The following is a 15,425-nucleotide window of genomic DNA, read 5'->3' on the forward strand; positions in this document are numbered from 1 at the left end:
GCTTAGCCCGGCTGACGGTAAAGGCTGATGCGTTCAACAGTCACCTTCGCGCCCTCTCCCAGAGCCTTACGGGGAACGAGATGGACGATCAAGCCGCTCTTGGCGATATTGCCGCTATGGATCAAGCCGGACAGGAGTCTTGTGATGTCAAGAACCTGCGTCACACCCCGTCCGCCATGGGAGCTGTCGGTTTTCGACGCATTGCGAACACCGAATAGGCCGACAGAGCCAGCACGAAGGTCCAGACGATGCGCATGATCGGCATCATCGGGCAGATTGAGATAGACATCGATCACGAAGCCATCCTGTTGTGCACGAATGTTTTCCAGATTGAGGAAATACCTGTCACGCGGGGCATCGCCACTGCGCAACCCCAAAGCCAACGTCTTCGGTGCAGCGAAAAGCGCCGACGAGGCATCGTCCAGACGAACCGCTGATGCCGTTTTTTCACCGGCTAGAGCAAGAACATCCGCATTCGCCCCGACCAGTTGGGCAGCTTTGGGTTCCGTCACTGCTTTTCCTCCGGTTGCGACAGCCGCTGCCAGAACAGGGGCTTGAGCGACAACGAACTGGTCATAGGTATAATCCAGTTTCGAGCTTGTGGTTTCCAGCATATCAGAGGGCTTGTAATAATATGGCGTTCCATCCGGGTTCGGCACGGCGAATTTACGGTCCTGAGGGCCGTCCAACCAGGCCGGATCGACAGGATTCTTATGCTGTGGGGACGCGGCATTCCATTGCGCCCAAAGCCGGTCGATATTGGCATGATGCAGCCAGAAGATCGGATCTAGTCCCGCCGTGTCCGGTATGGCCATTAGGCCTGGCAGGGCTTCATCGCCATTATATTCGCCGCCGATAGCAATATGGACCACATTGTGTGGCATGTGTTCCAACAGGCCGAATGTGTCGCTATCGTGGGAAAATCCCGTCTTGACGCCACCAAATCCGGGGCTACCGCCTGAGGACACACCTGTGAAAATAGGCCACTCCAGTGCCTCCAAGCTCACATCCTCGACAGGCACGATGATCGGTGGCGTTCCAGATCCGTAGCGCTGCTTGATGTAGAGCGGATTAGGACCACCTTCAAACTCTTCCTGCGCGAAGGCAGGTGGCATCATCCGTGCTTTGGGATTGGTCGTATCGCTATAGTTCCAATAGGGCATGGCCCAGTCCGCCGGACCTCCCAGCGCGACAATCTGCGCCCGCACAAGCGCTTCAATCGACCAGATATAGCCGCGATGCCAGGGCAGAAAATACCAGCTGCCGTGCTGGCATTGGTTCCAATAGAGATCCTGATCTGCTTGGGACGGCAGGGTCTCACCAGCCGTGTAATATCCATATTTCGTCCAGAGACTATCGGAATCATCGATATCAATCCCGTGGATCGCAGCCATAAAATTCCAGCTGGTGTTATCGGCCAATGCCTTTTGGCGCAGCTTGCCGACACCCTTGGCATACCAATAGAGAATTGGATCGCTGAAATCGCCGCCATTTGCCCATACACTTTTACGAACGTAAACCATGTTATCCCCCGGATATTTAAAGAAAAAACGATCAGAAATTATGGATTTTCCTCCCATAGGCCACAGCTTCGCCCCTCCCGATATCTCTCCATTGGAGAGGGAAGTGACGTCTTACGGTTGGTGAGGAAAAGGGCTTCAGCCGAATGGCTTGCCCTTATGAATTCGCAGAGAATGGCCTGGCCATTGAATGCGGACCCTTTGGCACATCGTCGGAAATCAGCATCATCATGATGCTTTGGTCTTCAGGTTGTCTGTTGAATTTGGGGAAATTCGAGCTCGATTTTCCCTCACAAAAACAGTGGTGAGTGAAATTATATGAATGATTCTTGCCTTCAAAACTCCCTGGATTTCGAAGAGCGATCGCGTAAATCCTCACGCAGTTAAATGCTTCTTTTGGTTGAATATAATAAAATTGCTACTATTGATTTAGATATCCGTCAAGTCGCCTAGCCTTCGCGAAGAGCCCTTTTTTGGGTGCTTTTTTGTGGCAACGCGATGGCGCGAGCGCCAATCTCCTGGCTGCGGCGTCCAGGCCGTCTTAAGCGACTGTTGCCGCGCCGAAGCTCAACTGCGGCGCCTTGAGGTTGAAGGCTTTTGTGTCCGGATACCTGCCTCATAGGCAAGCCGCGCCCAGCGCGCCATTTCGTCGGGATCATCAAACGCGTCTTCCGGCACAGACCAATAGGGCATGGCGACAGGATTCTTGCCGGGCCGCTGATAGACCCATTGCCGGGCGCCGGCGGCGGCAAACTCTGGTGCCGTCTGTGCGTCGGCTTTCAGCATGATCTCGTCGAAGAGATAAAGCGCGAAGATTATGCCGTGGTGATAGATACCCTTGCCACCGAACATGCGCCGGATACTGACGGGACCCAGCGATTGAAACATCTCTTCAATGTCGGCATTGTCCATGATTTGGATCCATGATCTGGCCTTATTCGACGGCATGGAAAGCTCTTTGCAGGTAAAGAAGTGTTGCAGCCTTTTCACCAAGCTTCAGCCCCACCACTTCGCCGAACAGGACAGTGTGTGTGGCGGTGATTTTCCGGTCTACGACCCGGCAATCATAGGCGGCGATGGCGCCGGTCAGCAGTGGCGCGCCGGTAATCATCCGCTCCCAGGTGCCAAGCGCGAAGCGCTCTTCGCTCGACAGCTTGCCGAAGCCAGCGAAAGCTCCAGCCAGGTCCTGATGATGAGCGGCAAGTGTGTTGAGGGCAAAGCAGTCGCTTTCAAAAAAAGGCTGGTTGCTTTCGTTCTGATTGTTGATGCAGGCCAGCACCATCGGCGGCTGATCGGAAACCGAGCAGGCGGCGGTGATGGTCGTGCCCCTGGCGACACCTTGAAATTCCGTGGTGACGATCTGCACATGGCCTGCGTAGCGGCTCATCGCTTCGCGATAGTCCAAAGGATCGATTGCCACGCCTGCACTCCTTGCCAATTTGCCTGTCAAGAATGGCTATAGAGCATGATGCGTAAAAGTGTGAAGCGGTTTTACGAAATCATTCTGTGCCTGCGCCTTCATGCGGTCGTGACAGAGACATTTTCATTTCCTTGCCGTGGCGAGGCCGCTAAGGTAACTGAAAATTCATGATGATCCGGATTGAAATGATATTACGCCTTCTGTCACTGCTTTTCGCCCTGGGCTACGCGTTCACAGCCCCGGGTGCGTTTGCCCTTACCATCGGGCTGGTTGCGCCGCAGGGCGGGCCTTATGCTGTTCTTGGCCAGCAGATACGGGCTGGGGCGGAAGCTGCTGCAAAGCAAAGCGGCGATACGCTGACGGTGATTGACGAACCCTGTGCCACGGACACCGGCCCAGCGCTTGCCGACAAGCTGGTGGCAGCAAAGGTCGATGCGGCGATCGGATTTCTGTGCAGCGAAAGCCTTGATGGTTTGCTAGCCAAGCTTGGCCCGGCCGGTATTCCGGCTGTGACGCTTTCTGTGCGCTGGCCCACTGTTATGGAAGATGCCTTGAAGAACCAATGGCCGCTCTTTCGGCTGGCACCCAGCACCAAAGCGGAAAGCGAAAAGCTGGTGGATGTGATCGTCAGCCAATGGGCGGGAACGGCTTTCGCGCTTCTCGATGACGGCACGATCCGCAGCCGTGAACTGGTGGAAGCCATCCGCGTGTCGCTGGAACAGCGCGGCATGAAACCGGTTTTCACCGATACTTACCGCCCGGCTCAAGAGCAACAGATTGCCCTGGTGCGGCGCTTGAAAAAGACGGGCGCGACCAACGTCTTCATCGGCGGTGACCGCAGCGACGTCTCAATCATCGCCCGCGATGCCAAGGCCGAGAATATTCCCCTGACGCTGATGGGCGGTGAGGCAATGAGGGCGGTAGATCGGCCCGTTCCACTGCAAGACGGGGTATTGGCCGTGATAACGCCGGATTATGCCAGAATGCCAAGCGCACAGAAGGCGGTTGATGCGCTACGAACACAGAGCAGCGCAGCGGATGGCTATGCCCTGCCCGCTTTTGCCAGCGTCCAGTTTCTGCATGCGGCGGCGGCATTGAACGAACCATCATTGGCTGAGGCCATCAGCAAGACCAAGGCTGAGACCGTCATCGGCTCGCTGTCCTTTACCGACGGCCACGAACTGAGCGACAATCCGTTTCAATTGCAGGAATGGCGTGACGGTAGTTTTCAGCCGCCGCGTCCACTCAGCGAATAACGCCTAGCGGCTATTCGTAAGGCCAGACTGGCCGTGTAAACAGGCCGCCATCGACCCAGAGCGTCTGACCGGTCACGAAGCCAGCCGCGTCACTGGCGAGATAGAGTACGGGACCGGCAATATCCTGCGGCGTCCCCACCCGGCGCAGCGGCGTGACCTTGCCCCAGACGTCGCCATAGTCGGGCGCTTCCTCATAGGTTCGTTCCGTGGCAATGGCACCGGGGGCAACGCAATTGACCCTGATGCCATGCGGCCCCAGTTCCACCGCAGCAACCTTGGTGAATTGCTCGACCCCGCCCTTGGAGGCGGTGTAATCAACCAGATTCGGGAAGGCGAGCTTGTTGCAGCCCGAGCCGATATTGACGATGGCGCCACCGTTACCAGCTGCCACCATCCGGCTTGCCGCCGCCTTGGTATTGAGAAACGTGCCGGTCAGATTGGTGCGGATCACCCGATTCCAGTCTTTTTCCGAGAGATCAAGTAGGCTGGACCAGGTCTGTACACCGGCATTGTTGACCAGCACAGCCGGACTTTCCTTGGCCCAGGCGCAGGCCTGGTTGAAGAATTGCTCGACGGCGTCTCCGTCGCCAACATCGGCGGAAAGGGCCAGCACGGTGCGGCCCTGTTGCTCCATCAGGGATACCAGGCTTTTGGCCGGGGCATCGTCGCCGAGATAGCTGAAGGCCACCGTATCGCCCAGATCGGCAAAAGCCTGGACCAGTTGGCGCCCTATGCCCGTGCTGCCACCGGTGATGATCACAAACCTGCCCATATTTCCTCCCATAGGTCATCTCCAAGCATTCATAACCCGGCTGTCGCACCTGTCCAAGGCCGGATCATGATCGCCCGCAAAGCGGCTGTAAAATCAACCGACTTTCGCAATCCGGGCCACAGGAAAGGTTGTCGCGCTAATGCGGGAATGCTATGAGCGGCACGACATCCGCTATTTCGAAAGAATGAGATAAATGACACCTCCGCTGCTGATCGCCCCTTCGATCCTCGCCGCCAATTTTTCCCGGCTGGGGGCTGAAGTTGCCGATGTTGTGGAGGCGGGTGCCGACTGGATTCATCTCGATGTGATGGATGGCCATTTCGTGCCGAATATCTCGTTCGGCCCGGCCGTTATCAAGGCGCTGCGGCCCCATACCAAAGCGGTATTCGACTGCCATCTGATGATTGCCTCTGCCGATCCGTTTCTGGCCGCCTTTGCCGATGCCGGATGTGATTATATCACCGTCCATGCCGAAGCCGGGCCGCATCTGCATCGTTCGCTGCAAACCATTCGCGCCCTCGGCAAGAAAGCTGGCGTATCGATTAATCCGGCCACACCGGTCTCCATGCTGGAAAATGTCATTGATGATGTGGATCTGATCCTGATCATGAGTGTCAATCCCGGCTTTGGCGGGCAGAGCTTTATCCCGGCTGCGGCGGGCAAGATCGCCCAGGCAAGGGCGCTGATTGGCGACAGGCCGATTGCACTGGAAGTCGATGGCGGCATCACCGTTGAAACGGCGCCGATTGCCACAAAGGCCGGTGCCAATGTGTTGGTGGCAGGATCTGCCATCTACAAGGGCCAGGGTGTCGATTCCTATCGCGAGACGGTGACGGCATTGCGCCATGCCGCTGAAGGAGGCCGGTCTTGAAACTTCACTGGCTTTCCGCAGCAATGGTTGCCGTGGGCAGCCTTGCCGCCCTGCCCGCTGCGGCAGGCGATATCGCCGCCGTTCGCCCCATCGGTTTTTCTGCCGACGGGTCTGTCTTTGCCTTCGAGGAATATGGCGTGCAGAGCGGCGTCAACACGCCCTATTCGAATATTTTTGCCATCGACCTCAACAACAATACTTTCCTGCCGGATACGCCGGTGCGCCTGCGCGGTGATGATGACAAGGCCAGCATGGCCGCCATTCGCAAGCAAAGCATGGATCAGGTAGCAAAAACCGTTCAGGACCGAGGACTGCTGGATCATCCTGGTGAAGTGGTTGCCTTCAATCCCCTAAGCGAGATCGGCACCGATCCGCATGTGCTCAGCTACCGCGTTCACGCCTCTCAGCCAACAGTGGGTGAGCCCAATACACTGACGCTGGAAGAGCTGGACGAAGGCGCCCCTGCCGCCTGCAAGGACCAGGTACAGACCATCAAGGGCTTTCGCCTGAAGATGACGCAGATCAACGGCGCCAAGCAGGACAAAGTTGTCTATGAAGACGGCCATGTGCCCGCCAGCCGCCGCTGTCCCACAGGCTACAGGCTGGGCGGCGGCGTCACCTATCAGGTTCCAGGCGGTAATGTGGTGCAGATCGCGCTGGTCCTTGTCATGAACCCCTCTTCCGAAGGCTCCGACGGGCGCTGGCTCGCCGTGCCGATCAAGCCCTGACACCACCTTTCGCGCCGTTGCCGTTGAGATCGGCTGCCATGTTTGCTATGGGGCGGCATAGGTTATTCATGCAAGAAAGATCAAGCCGATGATCCCGCGTTATTCCCGGCCAGAAATGGTCGCCATCTGGTCGCCCGAAACCAAATTCCGCATCTGGTTCGAGATCGAGGCCCATGCCTGCGACGCGCTGGCCGAGTTGGGTGTGATCCCGAAGGACGCCGCCAAAACCATCTGGGAAAAGGGTGGTGCTGCCGAGTTTAACGTGGCCCGCATCGACGAAATCGAAGCCGTCACCAAGCATGATGTCATCGCCTTCCTCACCCATCTGGCAGAGTTTATCGGCCCCGATAGTCGCTTTGTGCATCAGGGCATGACCTCCTCGGACGTGCTGGACACGACCTTCAACATCCAACTGGTTCGCGCTGCCGATCTGCTGCTGGCTGATATGGACCGCGTGCTGGCCGCGCTGAAAACCCGCGCCTTTGAGCACAAGGATTCGGTTCGCATTGGCCGCAGCCATGGCATTCACGCCGAACCCACCACCATGGGGCTGACCTTTGCCCGGTTCTACGCCGAAATGGAGCGCAACCGCGCCCGTCTCGTCAACGCGCGCGCTGAAATTGCCACGGGTGCCATTTCCGGCGCTGTTGGCACGTTTGCCAATATCGACCCGCGCGTGGAAGAACACGTCTGCGAAAAGCTCGGCCTCGTTCCAGAGCCGGTTTCCACGCAGGTCATCCCACGCGACCGCCACGCCATGTTCTTCGCCACATTGGGCGTGATTGCCTCGTCCATTGAAAACGTCGCTATCGAAATTCGCCACATGCAGCGCACTGAGGTGCTGGAAGCTGAAGAGTTTTTCTCTCCGGGCCAGAAGGGCTCATCGGCCATGCCGCACAAGCGCAACCCTGTGCTGACCGAAAACCTCACCGGCCTCGCCCGCCTCGTGCGCATGTCGGTCGTCCCCGCCATGGAAAACGTAGCCCTTTGGCACGAGCGCGACATCAGCCACTCCAGCGTTGAACGCGCCATCGGCCCCGACACCACCATCACGCTCGATTTCGCCCTGAACCGTTTGGCAGGCGTTGTTGAAAAGCTGGTGATCTACCCGGAAAATATGCTGAAAAACATGAACAAATTCCGCGGCCTCGTCATGAGCCAGCGCGTGCTGCTGGCGCTCACCCAAGCTGGCGTCTCCCGCGAAGACAGCTACCGTCTCGTGCAGCGCAACGCCATGAAGGTCTGGGAACAGGGCAAGGACTTCTTGGAAGAATTGTTGGCTGATGCCGAGGTGCGGGCCGCCCTCACCGAAGAGCAGATTCGTGAGAAGTTTGACCTTGGGTATCACACCAAGCATGTGGACACAATTTTCAAGCGTGTTTTTGGGTGAAATAGCCCGCAGAAAGCAATAAAAGTGAGCCGACAGTTGCGGCTCACTTATTACTTACTATTACAAAACTGACAGTTCATCGCGTCTCTTACTATTGCTTAAGATCCATTTATTATTAGTTATTATTTTCAAATCTCTGCAATAAAATGCATCGCCGTCGTCCGAAAAGAAATAAAAATTTCTATCAACGCACAATCGTGCTGACGTTACGTCACAATAATCTATAAGACCCGTCTTCACCTTTTCAAATGCCCGTCGAATATCTATACTTTCATAATTAGAAATAACGTTCATGTCACTCATGAAATTTACCGTTGCATCATAAATGCAATCCATAGAAGCCGAAAAATCGGATGACTTTCTATATTTTTTAAACCCCTCGATTTGAGGATTTTCTTTTTTATCCAAGTCATAGTAGAAATTTGTTAATTTATTAAAGAATTCACCCAAACATTTTTCACTGGTGTAGAATTCATTATTTTTCTTCAATTCAAAATATACATCAGAATAATTCCTTTCTTTTTTATCAAACGACAATGCCCCATCAACAAACAAAAGGATGTTCGTATCTACAAATATATTTTCGCCCCTAATATTCAGCGCAGTCTCGCCATCAATTATCATCATCCAAAGACACACCCAGCTTCGATTGAATAATTTCTACATACTTCCCCCTATCGGAGAAATACTGCTTCGCTCTATCATTCACCAACTTTAGCCTCGAAAGGTGCCAAGGCTCCGCATCTGCGGGGGGGAGCATTAACCTTCTGATGTCTTCCGGAGAAAACTCACCATAAAGCTGGCCAACAGCCGCATTTAAAAAGGCTGTGGTCAAACGAGTCACTCCGAAGAACGAAACCTTCACTCTGTTTCCAGATTTAAGTGCTTCGTATATTTTCTCATAGACACGTTGGCCATCTTGGCTCGTCACACATATACCTGAGCCAGCTAAACGTGCGATGCCCAATTCCACATCAGCCATTTTAAAACCTCTCACCAAAGATTCTGAGGATCAGGTGCTTTCAAATCATAGTTGTTCTGATCAGCCGTATTAACTTCAATAGTAACAACGGTTCCTGGGAACTCGTGTTTCATATAAACGCGCTGAACACGCCCATTCTGCTCCATCCAATACCCATTCCTAGAAACCACTATAAACCTTCCTGAGTTCAGGTGAATAAAGCTGCGTAAAATTTTTAAGCCCAAACCACCCGGTATATCTCCCTGTCGCGTAGTGTTGCCGTCAGCCATTGCCCAATCAATGGCTTCAACAGCGCTAATAGAGGAACCAAAAGCTTTTGAGTAAGCGCCATTTATCCCTATTCCGCCATCAGTAATCGAAAAATCGATTCGTTCATATTTCGGGAAAAATTGCCCACACGCAAAAATCGGCATTTCAGATCCAGCGTGAATCGAAGAGTTCATGAAGACCTCATCGAGACCTTCGTAAATTTTCAGCCGTAAAGGATCGGTCATTTTCGGCAACTTTAGTCGATCCAACTCACTCCTGATAAATTGGGAATAAGATACCCCCTCATCAACTTTAAAAGATGACAAAGGAATAACGGTCCCGCGATTATTGAGATTATTTGTGGAGAAAAAGCCATTTCTCCGTAAAATATCTTCGACCCTTGGAATTGCATTAACGAAATCGACAAAATTACCTTTTTGTCTTATCTTTTCGATAACAAGCATCATTGGCGCGGAAAGATGAGCGTCGATCCATTTGACATTTGAAAAATCAAATATAATGCGCTCTCCTTCAAACCCATGGCAAACTTTATAAAAGGACGATATTTTATCAAAGCTTTCAGGATCAGTATTCAAATCGGTAAGAAAGATAGATTTCGACATAATTGTGAGTCTTTATCGGAGATGCCTAAATAAAATTTAGACACATGCAATCGAGAAATCAATCAAAGATTGCAATTTTGTGCTAGCCATATGTAGTTTCACAGCATTGTCTTGTCAGCTTTCTAAAGACCATAACATTCAAAATTGCTGGACAAATAGTCATGTTCACGTAAAAAATAGATATGATATTTCTGCATCGCATCATCTGCGTATTTATGGCTACCATATTCATAATTGCAGCGCTGATCGTCACAGGTTGGATAAGCTTGGGGCTATGGTATCGCATTCCGGGCCCAGACCTCGTCCGTGGTGCAGCTTCCGGCTTGTGGCTGGTGTTTGTGCTGGCCATCCTTTCATTGGGTCGAAAAGCACCGCTTGCATCGGTCGGGCTGTTTCTATTGAGCTTGGTTTTCGTTGGCGTCTGGTGGCACTCGATCAAGCCAAGCCTTGATCGGGATTGGGCCGTGGATGTGTCCAGAACCGTGACGGGTACGGTCGATAACAACATTGTCACGCTCCAGAATGTGCGTAATTTCAACTGGATCAGCGATGCGGAGGCCGATGCCAAGTGGGAGACGCGGCAATATGATCTCAACAAGCTGAATGAGGCCGATATGGTCCTGTCCTATTGGGGCATGGATGCCATTGCCCATACGCTGATCAGCTTCGGGTTTGAGGATGGTCAGCGCGTGGTGTTCTCGGTGGAAACGCGGCGGGAGAAGACCGAATCCTACTCATCGATTGCAGGCTTTTTCAAAACCTATGAACTTGCTTTCCTCGCCGCCGATGAGCGGGATATTCTCTATCTTCGCACCAATATGCGCAAGGAAGACACCTATCTTTACCCGCTGGATATTCCCAAACAGGCCATGCGCGCCTTGTTTTTGAATTACGTGAACTCGGCAGATCAACTTGCCAAACAGCCAAAATTCTACGACACGATCACCACCAATTGCACCACAGTGGTGTTTGACCTTGCCCGCCAGATTGAACCCGGCATTCCCACAGATTACCGCGTTTTGCTTTCGGGCTACCTGCCCGGCTATCTGGCAGAGCATGGAGCCTCGGTCTGGAAGCTGCCGGAGCCGGAATTGCGCGCCCGCGCCGCTATCAGCGCCAAAGCACAGGCTGCGGGGAATTCACCGCCTGATTATTCCAGTGCGATCAGGCAGTAAAATTCACCGTGCAGGTCATTCGCTTCTTTTGCTTTCAAAATGCGCGCGTACCAATTCCTTTGCTTCGTGCCAAAGAATTGGTGATCCACCTTCAATGGTCGGACCATAGCGCTCCATTACCTGTTGTTCGGAAACACCGTTTTCAGCCCAGGTCCCGCCATCGGTCAGCGTATTTAGAAGCAGCGGCTCAAGGCGGTCCAAAGCTTTTGCAAAACGCGCATTGGGCGTTTTTCCTTCCTCAAACTCCAACCAAAGAGCAAGCATCTCTTGACCCTGAGCATCGGGTAAAAGACCAAAGATTCGCTTTGCGGCTGCGAATTCATGCTCGGCCAAAGCTGCCCGGTCTACCTGCTGATCATGTATCGGGGCATCGCCCGCGTCGATTTCAACCACATCATGTAGTAAAAGCAGTTTTACGATATGCAGTGGATCAACGTCCTCTGCGTGCTCAGACAGCGTTAGGGCGAATAAAGCCAAATGCCATGAATGTTCAGCGGAGTTTTCTCGGCGCGATTTATTGATCAGCAGTGATTGGCGCACAATGGATTTGAGTTTGTCCAGCTCAATCAAGAAAGCAAGTTGTTGGCGAAGGATCTCAAATTTAGTTTGCGGCATAAATTGCACTCCGCCGACAACGCCGAGCAATGACCGCAACGGCACAAATAGGACTCCGGCACAAAACAAAAATTTGTGCCGGAGTTTTTATCCAATCGTTATTCCGGCAATTTCCGCACAGCACCCAAATCCGCCGACGTCGCAAACGCAGCATAGGCTTTCAGCGCCGTTGTCACCTTGCGCTTGCGGTGCTCAGCAGGCTTCCAGCCAGCGGCATCCTGTGAGACGCGGCGGGCGGCGAGCTCGCCTTCGGACAGCATCAGTTCGATGGTACGGTTCGGGATGTCGATGGCAATCGTGTCACCGTTGCGCACTAGGCCGATGGTGCCGCCATTGGCAGCTTCTGGCGAGACGTGGCCGATGGACAGGCCCGATGTGCCGCCTGAGAAGCGGCCATCGGTGATCAGGGCGCAGACCTTGCCGAGGCCCTTGGATTTCAGGTAGCTGGTTGGGTACAGCATTTCCTGCATGCCAGGGCCGCCCTTTGGTCCCTCGTAGCGGATGACCACGACATCGCCTGCCACGACCTCATTGCTGAGAATGGCTTTTACCGCCGAATCCTGGCTTTCGTAGACCTTGGCCGGGCCGGTGAATTTCAGGATGCTTTCATCGACACCAGCGGTTTTGACGATGCAGCCATCCAAGGCGATATTGCCCTTCAACACCGCCAGGCCGCCATCCTTGGAGAATGGCTTTTCAACCGAGCGGATAACGCCATTTTCGCGGTCCATGTCCAGCTCATCCCAGCGAGACGACTGCGAAAACGCCACCTGCGTCGGTACACCGCCAGGCGCGGCGCGGAAGAACTCGCGCACACTCTCGGAATTGGTGCGGGTGATGTCCCAACGGTCAATGGCATCGCCCAGCGTTGGCGCATGAACAGTTGGGCAGTCGCGGTTGATCAAGCCACCGCGATCCAGCTCGCCCAGAATACGCATGATGCCGCCTGCACGGTGAACGTCTTCCATATGCACATCCTGCTTGGCAGGTGCCACCTTGGAAAGGCATGGTACGCGGCGCGAAAGCTGGTCAATGTCGTCGAGATTAAAGTCAATCTCGCCTTCATAGGCGGCAGCCAGAATATGCAGCACGGTATTGGTGGAACCGCCCATGGCAATGTCAAGCGCCATGGCGTTTTCAAACGCCTGCTTGGAGGCGATGTTGCGCGGCAGGACGTTTTCGTCGTCCTGCTCATAGTAGCGGCGGGTAATGTCAACGATCAGATGACCGGCCTCGACAAACAACCGCTTGCGATCCGAATGCGTGGCCAGCGTCGAGCCATTGCCGGGCAAGGACAGGCCGAGGGCTTCCGTGAGACAGTTCATGGAATTGGCGGTGAACATGCCAGAGCATGAGCCGCAGGTCGGACAGGCCGAGCGCTCGATGGTGGCCACATCTTCATCAGAAATCTTGTCGTCCGCGGCGGCGACCATGGCATCCACCAGATCAAGCGCCACCTTCTTGCCATGCATGACAACCTTGCCTGCTTCCATAGGCCCACCAGAGACGAACACGGTCGGGATGTTCAGGCGCAAGGAGGCCATCAACATGCCGGGGGTGATCTTGTCGCAGTTGGAAATGCAGACCATGGCGTCGGCGCAATGGGCATTGACCATATATTCCACCGAGTCCGCGATAATTTCGCGCGATGGCAGCGAATAGAGCATACCGTCGTGACCCATGGCGATACCGTCATCAACGGCAATGGTGTTGAATTCCTTGGCAACACCGCCAGCCGCTTCGATTTCGCGGGCCACGAGCTGGCCGAGATCCTTCAGATGCACGTGGCCGGGCACAAACTGCGTGAACGAGTTGACCACGGCAATAATCGGCTTGCCGAAATCGCCATCCTTCATGCCGGTTGCGCGCCAAAGGCCGCGCGCGCCTGCCATGTTGCGGCCATGGGTCGTGGTTCTTGAGCGATAGGCTGGCATGGATGTCACCTCGATACTATTTTATTGCGCCGGAAACGCGCCGAATTTTCCAATTTATCTACGGCAGTCGGGCCTTTGTGTCACTATCAGCATGGTCGAAAACGGTACGCTCCCGGAAAGCTGAATGAGCGAGATGGCAGCGGCGCACAAGATTGTGAAGTTAACTTCTCATCAAATCGATCTGTCCTTGTAACTTTTTCGATCTATTTGCCGTATTCAATCGTAGACTGATAATAATCGACAGGGAGCACGATGAACATGGCCGCGTTTCGCCCACCGCATATTCCAGCGTCCGAGATTACACCGCAGAGCATCTACCTGTCACGCCGCAGCCTGATCGGCGGTGCAGCGGGAACCTTGGCGCTGGCGGCGGCTGGTGACGTGCTGGCCGCGCCCCTTACCGCCAAGCCGTCGGATTATAAGGTGGATGACAAGCTGACGCCGAAAAAAGACGTCACCACCTATAATAATTTCTATGAATTTGGCACGGACAAGTCCGATCCCGCCGCCAATTCCGGCAAGTTCAAGCCGACCCCCTGGACAGTGGAGGTTGGCGGCCTGGTTTCCAAGCCGCAGAAGATCGCCATCGAGGACATCATGAAGTCCTTCACCATGGAAGAGCGGATCTACCGCATGCGCTGCGTTGAGGCCTGGTCCATGGTCATTCCCTGGGATGGTTTTCCGCTGTCGGCCTTGCTGGACCGGGTCGAGCCGCTGGCCAGCGCCAAGTATGTCGCCTTTGAAACCGTGGTACGGCCGGAAGAAATGCCGGGCCAGAGCGGTTTCTTCCAGTCGATCAATTGGCCCTATGTCGATGGCCTGCGGCTGGATGAAGCGCGTCATCCGCTGACGATTCTTGCTACCGGTCTTTACGGCGAAACGCTGCCAAACCAGAACGGCGCGCCTTTGCGGCTTGTCGTGCCATGGAAATACGGCTTCAAGGGCATTAAATCCATCGTCAAGATTACCCTCACAGAAAAGCAGCCGCCCTGCACCTGGAACATTCTGGCCGCCAATGAATATGGCTTCTATGCCAATGTGAACCCCAAGGTCGATCACCCCCGCTGGAGCCAAGCGACAGAGCGGCGCATCGGTGAAGGTGGTGGTCTGTTCGGCGGCTCACGCAAGGATACCCTGCCCTTCAACGGTTATGGGGAACAGGTCGCCAGCCTTTACGCTGGCATGGACCTGACCAAGAATTTCTGATCATGGCCTCTTTCAGTCTCTCCGCACGGCAAAAATCGCTCTCCATCTGGGCGCTTTATGCCTTTGGCCTCATGCCTGGCCTCTACGCTTTCTATCTCGGCATTTTCGGCGATCTCGGTGCCGATCCAGTGCGCGAATTCGAGCATCGTCTCGGGCTCTGGGCCTTGCGGTTCCTCTGTCTGGGGCTGGCGATAACGCCGCTGCGCGATCTGGCAAAGTACAATCTCATCGCCTATCGCCGGGCGCTTGGGCTTCTGGTGTTCTACTATGTTCTGGCCCATTTTGCCGTCTATCTGACGCTGGACAGAGGCCTGATTCTCTCGTCCATTCTCGGGGACATCCTGAAACGGCCCTATATCATGCTTGGCATGTTGGGTCTCATCCTGCTCATTCCGCTGGCGCTGACCTCCAATCGCTGGTCGATCCGCAAGCTTGGCAGCCGCTGGAACACGCTGCATAAGGCGAGCTATATCATTTTGGCCGCAGGGCTTTTGCATTTCGTCCTGTCGCGCAAGTCCTTCACGCTGGAGCCAGCGATCTATACCGGCATTGTCATCCTGCTGCTTGGTTACCGGCTGGTGCGTCCAAAGCTGATGGCGGCACGACGCAAAAAGGCGGCGCTGGCCAAGGCGGCAACGCGAACCGCTTAACGTTTAGGCTCAGGCAAGCCAGACTTCCTAGAGT

16 protein-coding genes are annotated in these 15,425 nt (G+C 54.5%); 7 read left to right on the top strand and 9 right to left on the bottom strand.

Annotated features, from left to right (window positions below):
• Positions 1-2: 2 nt before the first annotated feature.
• The 3 genes from H1Y61_RS10440 to H1Y61_RS10450 all read right to left on the bottom strand — a co-directional run bounded on the left by H1Y61_RS10440 (position 3) and on the right by H1Y61_RS10450 (position 2,907).
• Positions 3-1,523, bottom strand: a complete 1,521-nt coding sequence (locus tag H1Y61_RS10440) for a DUF7868 domain-containing protein (RefSeq protein WP_180572560.1) — start codon at positions 1,521-1,523, stop codon at positions 3-5.
• Positions 1,524-2,087: 564 nt separating this feature from the next.
• A complete protein-coding gene (locus H1Y61_RS10445) occupies positions 2,088-2,432 on the bottom strand; it encodes a TfoX/Sxy family protein (protein WP_180572561.1) in 345 nt (114 codons plus the stop codon).
• Positions 2,433-2,454: 22 nt separating this feature from the next.
• Positions 2,455-2,907 carry a flavin reductase family protein gene (locus tag H1Y61_RS10450; RefSeq protein WP_180574475.1) on the bottom strand — a complete coding sequence of 151 codons (453 nt, stop codon included), beginning with the start codon at positions 2,905-2,907 and terminating at the stop codon, positions 2,455-2,457.
• A gap of 203 nt (positions 2,908-3,110) precedes the next feature.
• Here H1Y61_RS10450 and H1Y61_RS10455 point away from each other — a divergent pair, with 203 nt between their 5' ends.
• Positions 3,111-4,196 (top strand): branched-chain amino acid ABC transporter substrate-binding protein, encoded by a 1,086-nt coding sequence (locus H1Y61_RS10455; RefSeq protein ID WP_180574476.1) that lies wholly within the window; start codon positions 3,111-3,113, stop codon positions 4,194-4,196.
• 10 nt (positions 4,197-4,206) lie between these two features.
• Here the strand turns inward: H1Y61_RS10455 and H1Y61_RS10460 are convergent, their stop codons facing one another.
• Entirely contained in the window at positions 4,207-4,968 is a 762-nt protein-coding gene (locus H1Y61_RS10460; RefSeq protein WP_180572562.1) for an SDR family NAD(P)-dependent oxidoreductase, read from the bottom strand.
• A 193-nt stretch (positions 4,969-5,161) separates the two neighbouring features.
• Here H1Y61_RS10460 and rpe point away from each other — a divergent pair, with 193 nt between their 5' ends.
• The 3 genes from rpe (at position 5,162) to purB (ending at position 7,957) form a co-directional block, all read left to right on the top strand.
• Positions 5,162-5,839: a ribulose-phosphate 3-epimerase gene (gene rpe / locus H1Y61_RS10465; RefSeq protein ID WP_180572563.1), complete on the top strand. Its 678-nt coding sequence runs from the start codon at positions 5,162-5,164 to the stop codon at positions 5,837-5,839.
• The gene (locus H1Y61_RS10470; protein WP_180572564.1) at positions 5,836-6,567 is read left to right on the top strand and encodes a DUF2259 domain-containing protein; all 732 of its coding nucleotides are present in this window, start codon (positions 5,836-5,838) and stop codon (positions 6,565-6,567) included. Before rpe ends, H1Y61_RS10470 begins: the two co-directional genes overlap by 4 nt.
• Before the next feature lie 88 nt (positions 6,568-6,655).
• Positions 6,656-7,957 (top strand): adenylosuccinate lyase, encoded by a 1,302-nt coding sequence (gene purB / locus H1Y61_RS10475; RefSeq protein ID WP_180572565.1) that lies wholly within the window; start codon positions 6,656-6,658, stop codon positions 7,955-7,957.
• A 60-nt stretch (positions 7,958-8,017) separates the two neighbouring features.
• On the opposite strand, the gene H1Y61_RS10480 is transcribed toward purB, so the two are convergent.
• From H1Y61_RS10480 to H1Y61_RS10490, 3 genes are read right to left on the bottom strand one after another with little or no spacing between them, the layout of a single operon-like run.
• The gene (locus tag H1Y61_RS10480; RefSeq protein ID WP_180572566.1) at positions 8,018-8,584 is read right to left on the bottom strand and encodes a hypothetical protein; all 567 of its coding nucleotides are present in this window, start codon (positions 8,582-8,584) and stop codon (positions 8,018-8,020) included.
• Positions 8,571-8,939, bottom strand: coding sequence for an STAS-like domain-containing protein (locus H1Y61_RS10485; RefSeq protein WP_180572567.1), 369 nt, complete (start codon positions 8,937-8,939; stop codon positions 8,571-8,573). Before H1Y61_RS10485 ends, H1Y61_RS10480 begins: the two co-directional genes overlap by 14 nt.
• 11 nt (positions 8,940-8,950) lie before the next feature.
• Entirely contained in the window at positions 8,951-9,811 is an 861-nt protein-coding gene (locus H1Y61_RS10490; RefSeq protein ID WP_180572568.1) for an STAS domain-containing protein, read from the bottom strand.
• A gap of 215 nt (positions 9,812-10,026) precedes the next feature.
• On the opposite strand from H1Y61_RS10490, the gene H1Y61_RS10495 reads away from it, so the two are divergent.
• Positions 10,027-10,986: an Lnb N-terminal periplasmic domain-containing protein gene (locus tag H1Y61_RS10495; RefSeq protein WP_180572569.1), complete on the top strand. Its 960-nt coding sequence runs from the start codon at positions 10,027-10,029 to the stop codon at positions 10,984-10,986.
• Between the two features lie 15 nt (positions 10,987-11,001).
• Here H1Y61_RS10495 and H1Y61_RS10500 read toward each other — a convergent pair whose 3' ends face one another.
• Both H1Y61_RS10500 and ilvD read right to left on the bottom strand, forming a co-directional pair.
• Positions 11,002-11,601, bottom strand: coding sequence for an HD domain-containing protein (locus tag H1Y61_RS10500; protein WP_180572570.1), 600 nt, complete (start codon positions 11,599-11,601; stop codon positions 11,002-11,004).
• 98 nt (positions 11,602-11,699) lie between these two features.
• A complete protein-coding gene (ilvD, locus tag H1Y61_RS10505) occupies positions 11,700-13,535 on the bottom strand; it encodes a dihydroxy-acid dehydratase (protein ID WP_156553358.1) in 1,836 nt (611 codons plus the stop codon).
• 258 nt (positions 13,536-13,793) lie between these two features.
• Between ilvD and msrP the strand changes: the two genes are divergently transcribed.
• Entirely contained in the window at positions 13,794-14,741 is a 948-nt protein-coding gene (gene msrP, locus H1Y61_RS10510) for a protein-methionine-sulfoxide reductase catalytic subunit MsrP (RefSeq protein WP_015916141.1), read from the top strand.
• Between the two features lie 2 nt (positions 14,742-14,743).
• A complete protein-coding gene (gene msrQ, locus H1Y61_RS10515; RefSeq protein WP_180572571.1) occupies positions 14,744-15,391 on the top strand; it encodes a protein-methionine-sulfoxide reductase heme-binding subunit MsrQ in 648 nt (215 codons plus the stop codon).
• Positions 15,392-15,425 lie beyond the last annotated feature (34 nt).

This window comes from Agrobacterium vitis (genome assembly GCF_013426735.1).
In the GTDB taxonomy this organism is placed as follows: Bacteria; Pseudomonadota; Alphaproteobacteria; order Rhizobiales; family Rhizobiaceae; genus Allorhizobium; species Allorhizobium vitis_D.